Annotated in this window: 15 protein-coding genes and 1 tRNA gene; 12 read left to right on the forward strand and 4 right to left on the reverse strand. The window is 65.5% G+C overall.

The window, feature by feature from the left end; translation table 11 throughout:
- Nucleotides 1-18: 18 nt before the first annotated feature.
- From HNE04_RS20105 to HNE04_RS20130, 6 genes are all read left to right on the forward strand, one after another.
- A complete protein-coding gene (locus HNE04_RS20105; RefSeq protein WP_172223174.1) occupies nt 19-594 on the forward strand; it encodes a LemA family protein in 576 nt (191 codons plus the stop codon).
- An 11-nt stretch (nt 595-605) separates the two neighbouring features.
- The gene (rsmB, locus tag HNE04_RS20110; RefSeq protein WP_172223176.1) at nt 606-1,925 is read left to right on the forward strand and encodes a 16S rRNA (cytosine(967)-C(5))-methyltransferase RsmB; all 1,320 of its coding nucleotides are present in this window, start codon (nt 606-608) and stop codon (nt 1,923-1,925) included.
- On the forward strand, nt 1,918-2,520 hold the full coding sequence (locus HNE04_RS20115) for a DUF4390 domain-containing protein (RefSeq protein WP_235965225.1): 603 nt from the start codon (nt 1,918-1,920) through the stop codon (nt 2,518-2,520). The genes rsmB and HNE04_RS20115 overlap by 8 nt, the downstream gene beginning before the upstream one ends.
- On the forward strand, nt 2,517-4,805 hold the full coding sequence (locus HNE04_RS20120; RefSeq protein WP_172223178.1) for a sensor histidine kinase: 2,289 nt from the start codon (nt 2,517-2,519) through the stop codon (nt 4,803-4,805). Before HNE04_RS20115 ends, HNE04_RS20120 begins: the two co-directional genes overlap by 4 nt.
- 43 nt (nt 4,806-4,848) lie before the next feature.
- Complete coding sequence (locus HNE04_RS20125; RefSeq protein WP_172223180.1) at nt 4,849-5,538, forward strand: response regulator; 690 nt, start codon at nt 4,849-4,851, stop codon at nt 5,536-5,538.
- A gap of 16 nt (nt 5,539-5,554) precedes the next feature.
- Nucleotides 5,555-5,630, forward strand: a tRNA-Phe gene (locus tag HNE04_RS20130).
- Nucleotides 5,631-5,699: 69 nt separating this feature from the next.
- Here HNE04_RS20130 and HNE04_RS20135 read toward each other — a convergent pair.
- Nucleotides 5,700-6,434, reverse strand: coding sequence for an enoyl-CoA hydratase/isomerase family protein (locus tag HNE04_RS20135; RefSeq protein ID WP_172223182.1), 735 nt, complete (start codon nt 6,432-6,434; stop codon nt 5,700-5,702).
- Entirely contained in the window at nt 6,431-7,648 is a 1,218-nt protein-coding gene (locus HNE04_RS20140) for a CaiB/BaiF CoA transferase family protein (RefSeq protein WP_172223184.1), read from the reverse strand. The genes HNE04_RS20135 and HNE04_RS20140 overlap by 4 nt, the downstream gene beginning before the upstream one ends.
- Before the next feature lie 94 nt (nt 7,649-7,742).
- Here HNE04_RS20140 and betC point away from each other — a divergent pair, with 94 nt between their 5' ends.
- The 6 genes from betC to HNE04_RS20170 are packed head-to-tail and all read left to right on the forward strand — an operon-like array spanning nt 7,743 to nt 14,169.
- Nucleotides 7,743-9,302, forward strand: a complete 1,560-nt coding sequence (gene betC / locus HNE04_RS20145; protein WP_172223186.1) for a choline-sulfatase — start codon at nt 7,743-7,745, stop codon at nt 9,300-9,302.
- Nucleotides 9,299-10,798 (forward strand): aldehyde dehydrogenase family protein, encoded by a 1,500-nt coding sequence (locus tag HNE04_RS20150; protein WP_172223188.1) that lies wholly within the window; start codon nt 9,299-9,301, stop codon nt 10,796-10,798. Before betC ends, HNE04_RS20150 begins: the two co-directional genes overlap by 4 nt.
- 14 nt (nt 10,799-10,812) lie before the next feature.
- Nucleotides 10,813-11,706, forward strand: a complete 894-nt coding sequence (mmsB, locus tag HNE04_RS20155) for a 3-hydroxyisobutyrate dehydrogenase (RefSeq protein WP_172223191.1) — start codon at nt 10,813-10,815, stop codon at nt 11,704-11,706.
- 23 nt (nt 11,707-11,729) lie between these two features.
- Nucleotides 11,730-12,704, forward strand: coding sequence for a Bug family tripartite tricarboxylate transporter substrate binding protein (locus HNE04_RS20160; protein ID WP_172223194.1), 975 nt, complete (start codon nt 11,730-11,732; stop codon nt 12,702-12,704).
- Between the two features lie 4 nt (nt 12,705-12,708).
- The gene (locus tag HNE04_RS20165) at nt 12,709-13,452 is read left to right on the forward strand and encodes a hypothetical protein (protein WP_172223197.1); all 744 of its coding nucleotides are present in this window, start codon (nt 12,709-12,711) and stop codon (nt 13,450-13,452) included.
- A 30-nt stretch (nt 13,453-13,482) separates the two neighbouring features.
- The gene (locus HNE04_RS20170) at nt 13,483-14,169 is read left to right on the forward strand and encodes a GntR family transcriptional regulator (RefSeq protein ID WP_172223199.1); all 687 of its coding nucleotides are present in this window, start codon (nt 13,483-13,485) and stop codon (nt 14,167-14,169) included.
- A 1-nt stretch (nt 14,170) separates the two neighbouring features.
- Here HNE04_RS20170 and HNE04_RS20175 read toward each other — a convergent pair whose 3' ends face one another.
- The gene (locus HNE04_RS20175) at nt 14,171-14,968 is read right to left on the reverse strand and encodes a class II aldolase/adducin family protein (protein WP_235965227.1); all 798 of its coding nucleotides are present in this window, start codon (nt 14,966-14,968) and stop codon (nt 14,171-14,173) included.
- A complete protein-coding gene (locus HNE04_RS20180) occupies nt 14,965-15,984 on the reverse strand; it encodes a tripartite tricarboxylate transporter substrate binding protein (RefSeq protein WP_172223202.1) in 1,020 nt (339 codons plus the stop codon). Before HNE04_RS20180 ends, HNE04_RS20175 begins: the two co-directional genes overlap by 4 nt.
- Nucleotides 15,985-15,994 lie beyond the last annotated feature (10 nt).

The raw sequence follows: 15,994 nt of genomic DNA on the forward strand, positions 1-15,994 counted from the left end.
TGGGGATTGCCGCAGCCGATGCCGAGCTCCGTTGTTTTCTGGATTGTTGCCGCCGTCCTGCTGTTTTGGACCGTGGGCGCGTACAACCGCCTGATGCGGATGCGGGCCGAGGCCTACACGGCTTTCGCGAACCTGGAGGCCGAGTTGTCCCGGCAGATCGACCTGGTGCGCAACGACCTGCCATCGGCCGAAGCCACGCAGCCCGCCTCGCTGGATGGGGGCGGCTCGTTCTGGGCGGGGCTGCACGGTGCTGCGGCGCAGTTCGCCGCCTGTCTGGCCGCCGCACGGGCGCGCCCGCTGGAACCCGAAGGCATCGCGGCGCTGAGCGCGGCGCAGGACGTGCTGGCCACGGCCTGGGAGCGGGCCGAGCGTGACGACGCGCACGACCTGGCCGGGCCTCGCCTGCCCGACACCGTGACGGCACGGCGCGCGCAGCTGGCACTGCAGACCCATGCCGCCGCCGATCAGTTCAACCAGGCCGTGGTGCGCTACAACGAGGCGATTGCCCAGTTCCCCGCCCTGCTGCTGGCTTGGCTGTTCGGCTTCAAGCCGGGCCGCGGGATGGGTGGCGGCGTGCCAGCCGCCACGCCGTAGCGGGTTCGGAATTGACTACGTCCCTGCCGCTTTGGCGCCTGCTACAGGCCGCGACCGACGTCGTGGCGGCCGTGCGCGAAGGCGTGTCGGCCACCGCGGCGATGGGCCGGGTGGAAGGCGCTCTGCGCCCCGGCGCGCAGGCCCTGGCATTCCAGGCGCTGCGCAACCTGGGCCGTGCCGAAGGCCTGCGCCACCTGTTGGCACGCCGCGCCCCGCCGCCGCAAGCCGATGCATTGCTGTGTACTGCGCTCGCTCTGTGCTGGCGCGACGCAGAGGCCCCGTACGAAGTCTTCACCCTGGTCGATCAGGCCGTCGAGGCCGCCAAGCGCAGCACCGGCGCCAGGGCCCAGGCCAACTTCATCAATGCCTGCCTGCGGCGTTTTTTGCGCGAGCGCGACGCGCTGGTGGCGGCCACGGATGGGGACCCGGTAGCCCTGTGGAACCACCCCCGTTGGTGGGTCGAGCGGCTGAAGAAGGAGCACCCGCGCAACTGGCAAGCCATCCTGGAGGCCAACAATACCCAAGCCCCGATGACCCTGCGCGTCAACGCCAGGAAGTCATCGCCACAGCAGTATCTGGCCCAGCTGCACGCGGCCGGCGTGGATGCGTCACCGGTGGGCGAGCATGGCATCGTCCTGGCGCGGCCCCGGCCGGTCCACGAAATCCCGGGATTCGACGAGGGCGTGGTCTCGGTGCAGGATGCGGCGGCGCAATTGGCCGCGCCGCTGTTGCTGAAGGGGATGGAGGGCAACTTGCGGCCCGCGATCCTCGATGCCTGCGCGGCGCCGGGCGGCAAGACGGCGCATCTGCTGGAGCTGGCCGACGCGCGGGTGACGGCACTGGACATCGACCCTGTGCGCTGCGAACGGATCCATGAAACCCTGGGGCGCCTCGGGCTGCAGGCGCATGTGCTGGCGGCAGATGCCGCCCAGCCGACCCTGTGGTGGGATGGCCAGCTGTTCGACGCCATCCTGCTGGACGCCCCTTGCACGGCGTCGGGCATCGTCAGGCGCCATCCGGACGTGCGCTGGCTGCGCCGCGAAAGCGATATTGCGCAACTGGCATCTGTCCAGGCTCGGCTGCTGGCGGTGCTATGGCCGCTTCTCAAGCCGGGAGGGCGGCTGCTTTACTGCACCTGCTCAGTATTCCGTGCCGAGGGCGAGGTACAGGCCCAAACGTTTGTTGCGCACAACAAAGACGCCGTTTTGCGGCCCGCGCCCGGCCATTTAGTACCCCGGACGGGGGTAAAGAGCAACGCCGTCCCGGACAATCTGGAAGGTGATCACGACGGTTTTTATTACGCGCTGCTGGAAAAACGCGCGGTTGCGTAACGCTTTGGAACACGCTTTTCGCGCCGTGGTGGCCTGCTGGGCGCTCGTTTTTTGCGAAGCAGCCCTGGCCGACCCGCAGGCTGCCGAGATCGCCCAGCTGCGCCTGGAGCGCAGCGACGAGGGCGTGCTGCTGTCCGCGACCGTCAAGTTCGACCTGCCGGGCGTCATCGACGACGCCCTGGCCAAAGGCATACCGATGTTCTTCGTGGCCGAGGCCGTGCTGTTCCGCGACCGCTGGTACTGGTACGACAGGCAAGTGGCTGCGGCCGCCCGCCACATGCGCCTTTCCTACCAGCCGCTGACGCGCCGCTGGCGCTTGGTGGTTTCCCCCACGCCGATCGGCAACTCCGGCTTGGCCCTGGGGCAGACCTTCGATACCCGTGAGGAAGCGCTCGCGGCGGTGCAGCGGACCTCACATTGGAAGATCGCGGACGCCGCCGACGTCGATCCCGACGGGCGCTACAACGTCGACTTCCGATTCCGGCTCGACGTGTCGCAGCTGCCCAGGCCATTCCAGATCGGCGCCGTGGGCCATGCCGACTGGAACATTTCGGTCATGCGCAATCAGCGCCTGGTCGCCGAGAGCGCGCGGTGAGCACCGGGCCGCTCGGGGAGCCGTCTTCACGGTTTCCGCTCAAGACCTCCCGCGCATTTCGCTGGGCCGTGGGTGTCGCCGTCGCCGTGATCGCGGCCATCGGCATCGTCCTGCTGTTCCTGCTGACCCAGGCCACCAACAACCGCGAGCTGTACGAGCGCAACTACGGGCGCCTGTTCATCATCAACATGGTGGTGGCGGGCGTGCTGCTGTTGGTCCTCGTCTGGGTGGCGCTGCGCCTGTTCTCACGGCTTCGCAAGGGAAAGTTCGGCAGCCGGCTGCTGATCAAGCTGGCTGCCATTTTCGCGCTGGTGGGCTTTCTTCCCGGCATGCTGATCTACGTGGTGTCCTACCAGTTCGTCTCGCGCTCGATCGAAAGCTGGTTCGACGTGAAAGTCGAAGGCGCGCTCGATGCCGGCCTGAGCCTGGGCCGCTCCACGCTCGACACCCTGGCGAACGATCTCGCCAACAAGACGCGCGCGGCCGCGGCGCAACTGGCCGACACGCCCGACACTTCTGCGCCGCTGGCCCTGGAGCGCTTGCGCGAGCAACTGCCTGCAAACGATGTGCTGCTCTGGAGCGGAACCGGGCAGCTCATAGCCAGCGCCGGGCAGTCGCGTTTCCAGTTGCACCCCGAGCGCCCGACCACGCAGCAGCTGCGAAACTTGCGCGCCCAGCGCTCACTCGCGATCATCGAAGGTCTCGATGAGCCCGGCCTCAATGCCGTCAGCAACGCGCGCGTCAAGGCGTTGGCCGTGGTCTCGCACCCGAGCCTGGGATTGCTGGGCGAACCCCGCGTACTGCAGGTGACCCAAAGCCTGCCGCCCACGCTCGTGGCCAATGCCATCGCCGTGCAGGAGGCCTACCGCGAATACCAGGAGCGAGCGCTGGCCCGCGACGGCCTGCGCCGCATGTACATAGGCACGCTCACGCTAAGCCTGTTCCTGGCCGTCTTCGGGTCCGTACTGCTGGCCGTCATCCTGGGCAACCAGCTCGCCCGGCCGCTGCTGGTGCTGGCCGCGGGCGTCAGCGAGGTGGCGGCCGGTGACCTGAGTCCAAAACCGGCATTGCAGGGCAAGGACGAACTCGGCGGCCTCACGCGCTCCTTCGCCGAGATGACGCAGCAGCTCGCCGACGCGCGCACGGCCGTGGACAAGAGCATGGGGCAGGTCAGCGCCGCGCGCGCCAACCTGCAGACCATCCTGGACAACCTCACGGCCGGTGTGATCGTGCTGGACGAGAAGGGCAACATCCTGTCGTCCAATCCGGGCGCAACGCGAATCCTGCGCGTCCCGCTCGCGGTGTACGAGGGCACGCTGCTGGCCAGCGTGGAGGGCATCGAGTCCTTCGGCAATGCGGTGCAGCAGCAGTTCGACGACTACCTGAACGAGCGCAAGCAGCACGGCCTGGACCATTGGCAGCAATCGTTCGAGCTCAACGCGGCCCAGCCCGGGTCGCCGCAGCATGCGATCACCATCGTTGCGCGCGGCGCCGAAATGCCTGCCGACGCTCCGGGCAAGCCGGCGCGGCTGCTGGTGTTCGACGACATTTCAGAAATCGTTTCCGCCCAGCGCGCGCAGGCCTGGGGCGAAGTGGCGCGCCGGCTGGCGCATGAAATCAAGAATCCGCTGACACCCATCCAGCTGTCGGCCGAGCGGCTGGAGATGAAGCTGGCCGGCAAGGTGGGCGAACCTGAGCAGGCGATCCTGACGAAGTCGGTGCGGACCATCGTGGACCAGGTGGACGCGATGAAGCGACTGGTCAACGAATTTCGCGACTATGCGCGCCTGCCGGCCGCCGAACTCAAGCCGGTAGATCTCAATGCGCTGGTTTCCGACGTCATGCAGCTGTACGCCCGCGAAGGCGGGGAGCGCGGTGACGCCTCGGCCCATGTGCCGGTGCGGATGGAACTGGACCCGAACTGCCCGAAGATCATGGCCGACGCGCAACAGCTGCGCCAGATCATCCACAACCTGTTGCAAAACGCCCAGGACGCCACCGAAGGCTGCCCGGTCCGCGAAGTCGCCATCAAGACCCAGTGGAACGAGACCTCGCGGCGCGCGCGCCTGATCGTGCAGGACACCGGCGCAGGCTTTCCCGATCACATCCTCAAACGCGCCTTCGAGCCCTATGTCACGACCAAGGCCAAGGGCACCGGTCTCGGCTTGGCGGTAGTGAAAAAAATCGCGGATGAGCATGGCGCCCGGGTCGATCTGAAAAATCGGATCGAGGGCGGGGTCGTCCAAGGGGCCCAAGTATCGCTATCATTCGCAGTTGCGGCCTAGCAACACCTGCCCCATCGGCCGCAAGGGCAAGTGCTGGAATCAAATGGCAAACATACTGGTGGTCGACGACGAGCTTGGCATTCGCGACCTGCTCTCCGAAATTCTCAACGACGAGGGCCACAACGTCGAGTTGGCCGAAAACGCGGCCCAGGCGCGCGGCGCCCGCAACCGCGCGCGCCCCGACCTCGTGCTGCTGGACATCTGGATGCCGGACACCGATGGCGTCACACTCCTGAAGGAGTGGTCCACCACCGGGCTGCTCAGCATGCCGGTGATCATGATGAGCGGCCACGCGACCATCGAGACCGCGGTCGAGGCCACCAAGATCGGCGCCCAGGCGTTCCTGGAAAAGCCGATCACCATGCAGAAACTGCTCAAGGCGGTTGAGGCGGGTCTGGCGCGCAGCAGTGGCATACCGCCACGCAAACCGGGCGTCGCCGGTGTGGTGGCCGCGCCGGTGGTCGAATTGACCGTGGAAGCGGCGATGACGGGCGGCCAGAGCCTGCCACCGGTCGTTGAGATGGGGCCGCAGGCGCGGCAACTGTTCGAGCTCGACAAACCGCTGCGCGATGCGCGTGACGAGTTCGAGAAGTGTTACTTCGAATTCCACCTGGCCAAGGAAGGCGGCTCGATGACGCGCGTGGCCGAGAAGACGGGGCTGGAACGCACCCACCTGTATCGCAAACTCAAACAGCTTGGCGTGGACCTCTCAAGGGGCAAGCGCGGAGGCTGATATAATTGCTGGCTCTGGCCCGGTAGCTCAGTTGGTAGAGCAGCGGATTGAAAATCCGCGTGTCGGTGGTTCGATTCCGCCCCAGGCCACCATCATTCAGACCCGCATGAAATCCAGGTTTCATGCGGGTTTTTGTTTTTCAGGCTGGCTACGTTTCAACTTCATTTCGCGACGAGCTCTGCGAGCCGCTGCGAGGTTTCCGGCGACTGCAGCGAGGCTTCATACGCTGCGCGGCCCATCTCCTCGGTCCAGTCACCGGCCATGATGGCGTCGATGTGCCGTTTCATTGAGCTCACAGCTCGCGGCTCGCAGCGGAAAAGCCCTTCGCGGTAGGCATTGATCCTTGCTTGCAGTCCCTCGCATTCGACGAGGTCGGTGAGAAAGCCAATGCGAAGCAACTCCTCGCTCTCCAGTGTCATGGATGTCAGGAAGATCTTCTTGGCGGTGGTGGGACCCAGCCGCGAGACGAATCGCCGAAGGCCTCCCGGGTAGTAATGCAGCCCGAATCTCGCGGCCGGCATGAACAGCTTGCAGCCGCGCACCCCGATGCGAAAGTCGCAGGCGAGCGCGAGGTCGGTGCCGCCGCCGTAGGCGCTGCCGTTCATGGCACACAACGTGGGGATTTCGAGCGACTCGAGCGCGTCGAACATGTCCTCGAGCGTTCGGTCAAGGTGCGTGCCGATCTGGGCGAGTGTGTAGCCTGAGCAGAAGGTTCTTTCGCCTTCGCCGGTGATCACCAGGAGCCGAATGGAAGTGTCGCTTCTCACCCTCTCGATGTGGCGCAGCAGCACTGTCGGGTCGTCCGGATCGATCCGGTTGTGATGGTGGGGGCGGCGAAGCGTGATGGTCGCCACCTGATCGGCGACTTCGAGACTCGGGCTGGATCCGGAGTTCATGGCTGATCCTGGCGGTGCTGCACGATGACGCCTTCGCGAGCAAGCGCCCGCAGGTCTGCGTCGGAGAAGCCGAGTTCACGCAGCACCTCGAAGGTGTGTTCGCCCAGGACCGGAGGTGCCCGTCGGATGGATTCGCCCTGGCGGCCATCGAAGGAGATGGGAGACCCCACCTGGCGGATGCGGCCGAGTTCGGCGTGATCGGCTTCCTCGACCAGCCGGCAGTGGATGACCTGTTCATCGGCGAACACGTCGGCGAGCGTGTTGATCGGCCCTGCCGGGATGTCCGCGGCCAGGAACAACTCGGTCCACTCGCGGCGTGTGCGCTCTGCCAGACGCGCTTCGAGGATGTCCTTCAGCTCTGCCCGCCGCTCGATCCGTGCCGCGTTCGTCGAATAGCGCGGGTCGTCAACGAGGCTCTGAAGCCCCAGCACATGGCACAGGCGCTTCCACATTTCAGTGGTGGCCGGCGCAATGTTCAAAGGCCCGTCGGCGGTCTGGAAGACACCATAAGGGGAGATGACCGGGTGGGTGTTTCCCGCGAGACCCGGCACTTCGCCCAGGCTCAGGTAGCGCTGGGCCTGCACGCTCATGAGCCCGACGAGGGACGATAGCAGCGAGGTCTCGACCCGCCGCCCCTTTCCGCTCGCGTTGCGCTCCGCAATGGCGGCCAGCACGCCGATAGCGCACCACATGCCCGCAGTCTGGTCACCGATGGCAACGCCGACCCGCACCGGACCCGACTCGGGCGTTCCTGTCACGCTCATCAAGCCTGAATAGCCCTGCGCAATCTGGTCGAAGCCGGGGCGGCCGCCCGCGGGCCCGGTCCGCCCAAAGCCGGTGACGCTCGCATAGATGAGCCGGGGGTTCAGCTGGGCCAATGTCTCATAGTCGAGGCCCATGGATTCCATGGCGCCAGGGCGAAAGTTTTCAGCGACGACATCGCACTGCACAGCCAGGCTTCTCAGCATGTCCAGCGCACGCGGGTCGCGGAAGTTCATGGCAATGCCGCGCTTGTTGCGGTTGCCGCTCAGGTAGTAGGCGCTCGTTCCGCGGTCGAACGGGCCCCAGTTGCGGATCATGTCGCCGCCCGTCGGTTCGACCTTGATCACGTCGGCGCCGAGGTCGCCCAGGATCATCGTGCAGAAGGGCCCGGCCAGGGCGCGGGTGAGGTCCAGGACGCGGATGCCGCGCAGCGGCAGGGTTTCGGGGTTCATTTAGGGGTTCTCCTGGAAAAGTCTTGCCAAACGCAGGATCACAGTCTATATTGCATACAACGGAAATGCAACCGTTGTGCAATTTAGGAGAAACATGCGGAAACCCAACATCCTTTTCATCATGGCGGACCAGCTCTCGGCGCCGGTGCTGCCGTTTCACGGCAACCCGGCGCTGAAGGCGCCGCACTTGCAGGCGCTCGCCCAGCGATCGGCCGTCTTCGACAACGCGTACTGCAACTTCCCGTTGTGTGCGCCCGCGCGTTTCTCGCTGCTCGCCGGCCAGTTCGCCACACGTATCGGGGCGTTCGACAACGCCTGCGAATTCCAGGCGGCCACGCCGACGCTGCCGTACTACCTCGCGCAGCAGGGCTACAAGACCATCCTCAGCGGCAAGATGCACTTCGTCGGGCCGGATCAGAAGCACGGATTCGAAGAGCGGCTCACAACGGACATTTACCCGGCGGACTTCGGCTGGGTGGCGGACTGGGCGGAGGGCGAGTTCAGCTTCTATTCGCCGGGCCACAACCTGAGCACCGTGGATGAGAGCGGGTCGTGCTTCCGCAGCCTGCAGCTCGACTACGACGAGGAAGTCGAGGCCAAAGCCATCCAGCGCCTTTATGACCTCGCGCGCGAAGACGAGCAGCCGTTCTTCATGTGCGTCTCATACACCCATCCGCATCCCCCGTACCACATCCCTCCCGAGTACCTGGAGCGCTACTCGCTGGAAGAGATCAACCTGCCGATCGTGGCGGACATGCCGATGGCCGAGCGCGACAAGCTGAGCCAGTGGGTCCAGTACTCGCACGGCCTGGACAAGAAGGGCGCCACCGACGAGCAAATCCGGCGCGCCCGCCACGCCTACTACGCGATGGTCAGCTACATCGACGACAAGGTCGGGCGCCTGCTTGAAACGCTGAAGCGCACCGGCTTCGACGAGAACACCATCGTTGTCTTCACTTCCGACCATGGCGACATGCTCGGCGAGCGGGGCATGTGGTTCAAACGCGTGTTCTTCGACTGGTCCGCCAAGGTGCCGCTCCTGATCCACCACCCGCAGCAGGGAAAGCCGCGGCGTATCGCGCAGCCGGTTTCGCACGTGGACCTGCTGCCCACCCTCGTCGACTTCGCCACTGGAGGATCGCCCCCACAATGGGTGGAACCGATCGACGGCCGAAGCTTGGCGTCGCTTGTCGCCACCGGTGACGAATCCGGCGAGCCGGAGGCGTTTTCCGAGTACACGGCTGAAGGTGTGACAGGGCCGTGCTGCATGCTGCGCCGAGGCCGCTACAAATACGTGTACACGCACGGGCATCCCGACCAGCTGTTCGACATGCAGGAAGACCCGAACGAGCTGGTCAATATCGCGAAGCAGCAGCCGGGGGTGCTTGTCGATCTCAAGACTCGTGTGCTCGTCCGCTGGGACCCCGAGACGATCAAGACCGAAGTCTTGAGGAGCCAGGCCCGCAGGAAGTTCATCAACTCCCTCCCGGATGCGCTACAGCCCGTGTGGGACTACCAGGCCCAGGTTGACGACACGCGTCGTTTCGTGCGGCGCGGCAGCGCCCGCGTGATCAAGGTCAAGAAGCGTTGGCCGCCACTTGCTTCCCCACTCTCTTCGCCATCCGCATCGAACGGAAAGGAGCAGCAAAAATGAGTGATCAGATCCTCTTGCCGGACACCGACCCGCACCGCCTGGCGCGGACACTCAGCGGCCTGAACCTCGTCGATGGCGCACTCACCAAGTCGATTTCGGGGAAGTCCTTTCCTGTCGTGAACCCGGCGACCGGGCGCGAGGTTGGCAATGCCGCCGCGAGCGACGAACGCGATGTCAAACGCGCCGCCCTAGCGGCTGCCCGCGCCCAGCCTGCGTGGGCGGCGATGCCGGCACGCAAGCGCGGGGCCCTGATCGCGGAATGCTCACGACTGCTCTCTGACCACGTCGAGGAACTCGGCCGGCTGGTGGCCCTGGAGACCGGCAAGGCACTTCGCACCGAGAGCCGTATCGAAGCATCCGTCGTTGCTGATGCACTGCAGTTCTATGGTGGGCTGGCGTCGGAACTGAAAGGCGAAACGGTCCCTTTCAACCCCGACATGCTGACCCTGACGCAGCGCGAACCGATCGGGGTGGTCGGCGTGATCATTCCGTGGAACGCGCCCATGATGCTGATGGCGCTGAAGATCGCGCCGGCGCTGGTCGCGGGCAACACCGTCGTCGTGAAGTCCGCCGAGGAAGCGCCTCTCGCCGTGCTGCGGGTCTGCCAGATCCTCAACCAGAAACTTCCACCAGGCGTGCTCAACATCGTGTCGGGGTTCGGCCCCGAATGCGGCGCCCCGCTCGTTGCGCATCCTGCGGTCGGAAAGGTGACATTCACCGGCTCGGTGGAAACCGGCAGGATTGTGGCCCGCACGGCCGGCGAGAAGCTGATTCCCGTGACGCTCGAGCTCGGCGGGAAGAGTCCGATGATCGTCATGGACGACGCCGACATCCCGAAGGCCGTTGCCGGTGCGGTGAGCGGCATGCGCTTCACGCGCCAGGGGCAGAGCTGCACCGCGGCCAGCCGCATCCTCGTGCACGAGAGGGTGCACGACGAATTCGTTGCGACGCTCAAGTCGCGGGTGGACGCCATGAAGATGGGCGATCCGCTGGACGAGGCGACGGACATCGGCACCATCATCTCGCGCGGGCAACTGGACAAGGTCCTTGGCTACATCGAAGCCGGACGGGCCGTGCCGGGCGCCCAGGCGCTGGAGTGTTCGCAGCTCCCCGACGCCGAATCGCTGCGAAATGGTCTTTTCGTGCGGCCCGTGATCTTCGTCGGACTCGACAACACGAGCCGCCTGGCCCGCGAGGAGATCTTCGGCCCCGTCACGTGCGTGATCCGCTTCTCGAACTACGAGGAAGCGTTGGCACTGGCCAACGACAGCGACTTCGGGCTCGCCGCGACCATCTGGACACAAAGCCTGAAGACGGCGTTGGACGCAACGCGTCGCCTGCAGGCGGGGTTCGTGCAAGTGAACCAGAACATCGTGGTCCAGCCAGGCCTGTCTTACGGCGGCGTCAAGCAGTCGGGCCTGGGCCGTGAAGCTTCGCTCGAGGCGATGCTCGACCACTTCACGCACAAGAAGACGATCATCTTCAACATGAACTGAGCAAGGAGACATCAATGGCTGTCATCGGTTTCATCGGCCTGGGAAACATGGGATTTCCTATGGCTTCCCGGCTCAGGCAGGCGGGGCACGACCTGCGCTGCTTCGACACCAGCGCACATGCGCTGGAGCGCGCCGCAGAGGAAGGCATGTCGCCGCGGCGCTCGGTCGCGGAGACCGTACAGGACGCGGACTTCGTCATCACCATGCTGCCCAGCGGCGCCCACGTGATCAAAGTACTCACGCGCGAGCCGCTACCGATCCGGGCGGACGCCGTGGTGATCGACTGCTCGACGATCGACGTCGCATCGTGTGCCGTGTTCCACGAGACCCTGCAGGAGCAGGGCTTCGCGACGCTCGATGCACCCGTATCCGGCGGCGTCGGCGGCGCCGCAGCAGGGACGCTCACGTTCATGGTCGGTGGCAGCGAAACCGCTTTCGAGCGTGCACAGCCCATCCTGAAGGCGATGGGCAAGAACCTGATTCACGCCGGTCCAGCCGGCGCCGGCCAGGCCGCGAAGATCTGCAACAACATGCTGGCCGGCATCTCGATGCTTGCGGTGTCGGAGGCGCTTCACCTCGCGAAGTGCCTGGGTCTCGATACCCGCAAATTCTTCGACATTGCCTCGACTTCGTCCGGGCAATGCTGGGCACTTACCAGCTATTCGCCAGAACCGGGGCTCGTGCCGAGTGCACCGTCCAACCGCGGCTACGAAGGCGGCTTCGCGTCGGAGCTGATGCTGAAAGACCTGCGTCTGGCCGAACAGGCCGCGATCGCGAGCGGATCGCCCGCATTGCTTGGCGCCGCAGCGAGTTCCATCTATGCCATGCATTGCGCGGCGGGCCGCGGCCGGCTGGACTTTTCCTCGATCATCCAGATGCTCGGCGAGTCCGCGCGCCCGGGTGCCTAACGACGATACAAGGAGACAAGATCATGCAGGCGAATCGATGTGTTCTGAAGGGGGCCATGGCGTTGGCATTGCTGGCGGGTCTGGCGAGCGGCCCTTGCTTCGCGCAGGCAGACAGCGGCAAGCTCATCGTCGGCTACCCGCCGGGGCAATCGGTGGATGTGGTGGCGCGCGTGCTGGCGGCACGCCTCGGCCCTGCGATGGGACGCAACCTGATCGTGGAGAACATGCCGGGGCAGGCCGGCAGCCTGGCCCTTGCGGCTGTGGCAAAGATGCCGGCCGACGGCAGCATCATGACGCTTTCCGCGTCGGCGGCGATCGCGGGCAATCCGTTCCTCTACCGGAACGTGCGCTACGACAGCCTGAAGGACTTCGAGCCGATCGGCCTGATCTACGATGCACCACTGCTGCTCCTCGTCAACAGCGCGCTGCCGATCCAGTCGTTCAAGGAACTCGTAGCGTACGCCAAGGCGAACGCGGGAAAGGTCAACTACTCCTCGCCCGGCAACGGTTCGGTATCGCATCTTGCGATGACGGAGCTCATGCGCCGCACCGGCATCGAGATGACCCATGTCCCCTATCAGGGAGCAGCCAAATCGCTCACCGACCTGGCTGCCGGGCAGGTGCAGGTCTCGTTCGACGCCGTAGCTGCCGCCCAGCCCTTCCTTGCGGGCGGCAAGGTTCGCGCGATCGCGGTGAGTTCACGCGAACGAGTGCAGGCGATGCCCTCGGTGCCGACCGTCGCGGAAAGCGGCCTGGACGATTTCGACATGGTTCCCTGGGTAGGCCTGCTCGCACCCGCAGGCACACCGAAAGCGACGGTGGACAAGGCGAGCGAGGAGCTGATCAAGATCGTGCGCTCGCCGGACTTCTCGCAGCGCATCGTGGCAATGGGAGGCCGACCGCGCACGAGCTCGGCATCCGAGTTCAGGTCCTTCGTCGAGAAGGAAATCGCGCACTGGTCGGCTATCGTCAAAGCCTCCGGGGCCAAGCTGGAGTGAGTAGATGATTGTTCTCGGCTCCGCGAAGCGAGCGCAGGAGACGCGCCACTCCCGCACGCTCGCCAACGGCTTCAGCTTTCATCGAAGCGAGTGGATGGAAAGCGGGCGCGACTGCGCGATGTCGCCGACGGTGTTCCTGGTAGAGCAGCCGCCGCATTCGATGCTCGATCCCCACTTCCATGCACAGAACCAGTTCCAGGTTGTGAAGCGCGGATCGGGAACACTGGGGCCCCATGTCGTCGGTCCGGGCTCCGTCCACTATGCCGGCGCGTTCACAGGCTACGGGCCACTGGTGGCCGGACCGGCGGGCCTGAGCTACTTCACCGTTCGCGCAGTGTTCGAGACGGGCGCGAACTTCCTGCCGGTGGAGCGTGGGCAGCTGCGGCGTGGACCGAAAAAGCATGCCGTAGGCGCTATCCACCAGCCGCTGTCCGCCATTGCGCTTTCAGCGTTGGCGGCGCCTGTTCGCGTGGACCTGATCGGCACGCCTCTGGATGAACTGGCCGCGTTTGCATGGCACCTGCCCCCTTTCGCCCCGGTCCAGGCGCCGCTTCCGCGCGGATCAGGCCGGTTCCAGCTGGTGATGGCGGGTGAGTTCCGGACACCCGAGGCCACCCTCTCCAGCTGGGAGAGTCGGTACCTGTCGGCGGGTGAGAGCGACGGCGCATGCTCCGCCGGTGCGGGGGGCCTCCAGCTGCTCGTGCTGCAGATGCCGCCCAAGGCAGTGGAGTACGCGGCCGCGCAATGAAGCACAAGCCGTATCCTGTATAAGAACAACATGACTTCAGCGAAATCCAACGCCCTCCCGAAACGGGGCTCCCAGCCGCTGTCCGCCGAGCAGGTCTGCGACCGCATCCGCGCGGCGATCCTGCGGGGCGACTTGAAGCCCGGCGAGAAGCTGACGGAGCAGGACCTCGCGGCTGAATTCGAGGTCAGTCGCACGCCGGTGCGGGAGGCGATTCGCCAACTGGAAGTCGAGCGCCTTGTCGCGCGCACGCGGTTTGTCGGCGTGACGGTCAGGCAGCTGACTCCGAAGGAATTGATCGAGCTGCTGGATATCCGTGAGGTGCTGGAAGGACTGGTGGCGCGGCTGGCGACGCAGCACATGGATGCCGTCCATCTGCAGCGTCTGAAGAAGACGCAGCAACTGCTGGCCGCCAGTGCAAAGAAGGGTGATGTGCCAGAGTACCTGGACCACGCGCTGGCGTTTCGGCGCCTGCTGATCGAATGCTGCCAGAGTGAGACGCTGGCCGAGAACGTATTGAGTATCGAGAATCGTCTGCGATTGATGGGCAGCCGGACCGCAGCGATTCCCGGGCGCATGGAAGCATCCATCGAGGAGCACGAGAAGCTGCTGCAGGCGATCTCGCGGGGGGACGCAGCCGCGGCGGAGCAGATGAACCGCGAACGGATCCGGCATATTCGCGCCGCAGTGGCGAATTCCTTGTCCTACTCGATCCTGTAGCTCAGCTGCGATAGGACGTTCCCCGCTCGCGCTCGAGCTTGCGGATGAGGCCTGGCCATTCCACGCGACCGACTTCGAGGAAGCCGCCGGAACCAAGCATCTTCCGTCCCTGGGCACGCGTGTGGGCAATCGTGGCCTGAGACAGTTCGCGCAGCTCAACGCCGCCGGCCTGGCCGTCGATCTGGTACTTGCACGCGGTCTCGAGCCGGTGCATCCAGCAGAACGCCTCGCCGACGCTGCGTCCCACCGTGAGCGCGCCGTGGTTGCGAAGGATGAGGACCCTGCCGTCTCCAAGGTCACGAACGAGACGGCTGCGCTCGTCCTCGTCGAGAGCCGCGCCTTCGTAGTCGTGGTACCCGAGGAAGTCCAGCATCACGGCGGCTTTCTGGCTCAGCGGCCGCAGGCCCAGTGCCTGCATCGCCACCGCGTTGTTCGCGCGCGTGTGCGAGTGCATCACGCAGACCACGTCGGACTTGGACATGTGCACCGCACTGTGGATGATGAACCCCGCGGGATTCAGGAGGGACGGATCCCCTTCGATCACCTTGCCGTGCATGTCGACCTTGAGCAGGCTGGTCGCCGTCATTTCGTCGAACAGGACACCCAGGGGATTGACCAGGAAGTGGTGGTGCGGCCCGGGAAGGATCACCGAGATATGCGTAGATGCCATATCCGACATGCCGTACAGGTCAGTGAGCTGGAAGCACGCGGCGAGGTCGCATCGCAGCCGCCATTCCTGCGGGTCCATTCCCTCGGGAGGAGGCGCGGTCGTGTGAGTGTGTAGCGTTTCGTCGTTCAATTGGATGCTCCAGCGATGCGGGGACTTGCGGTGGCCAGGGTCTTCGACATCGCGGTCCAGCGCGCGAGGTCGGCCTTCACGAAGGCAAGCGTCTCGGCGGGGGGAGCGCTCTCCACCAAGAGGCCGATTTCGGCGAGGCTGGACTTCAACTCCGGCGCGGCTAGCGCTTCATTCAATGCTCCGGCCAAGGTGGCGGCGATGTCGGCCGGCAGGCCGGCGGGAGCCAGCAATGCGAACCAGTTGGAGATCGCGAGCTCGGGCATCCCGAGTTCCTGCACCGTCGGCACTGCCGGCAGCACCTGCAGGCGGGAGCTAGCCGTCACTGCGAGCGCCTTCATCTTGCCCGCTTGCACGTTTGCCAGCACAAGAGGCACGGTCACGGACGTGATGCCCAGGTCACCGCGCATCAGGTCCGTCATCACTTCAGGTTGGCCGCGATAAGGGACGTGCGTCAAGTTGATCTTTTGCTGCGCCTTCAACAGCTCCATGGTGAAGAAGGGAGTCGTCCCGATGCCGGCCGAGCCGTAGTTGACTTGTCCCGGTCGCGCACGGGCGTAGTCGACGAACTCGGCGAGGGTGCGTGCCGGCATCGCGTTGCCGGTCACGATCGCCTGCGGAATGGTCCCTATCATCCCGATCGCGCTGAACGCGGTCATGGGGTTCCAGGACTGCGGCCCCTCGCTGGAGGCCAGCATCGTTGTGGGGCCGCTGGCGAGCACGAGCGTGTAGCCATCCGCCGGGGCACGGGCCGCTGCCGCATAGCCGATGCTGCCGGCGGCACCGGTCTTGTTTTCGACGATGAAGCTCTGCTTGAGACGATCGGAGAATCGCTGCGTCAAGCGCCTGGCGATGATGTCGACGATGCCCCCGGGGGGGAAGGCAACGACAACCGTGACGGGCCGCTCGGGATAGACCGCGTGCGCCGGCACATTCGCCAGGAGCGCAACTGCGGCAAGGGACAACACGACGGCAAGGCGATGCCTGCGCGGCGCTGGAACGGGGTGTGGATGCATCATGATGTGTCTC

It is taken from the genome of Caenimonas soli, assembly GCF_013155545.1.
GTDB classification, from domain to species: domain Bacteria; phylum Pseudomonadota; class Gammaproteobacteria; order Burkholderiales; family Burkholderiaceae_C; genus Ramlibacter; species Ramlibacter soli.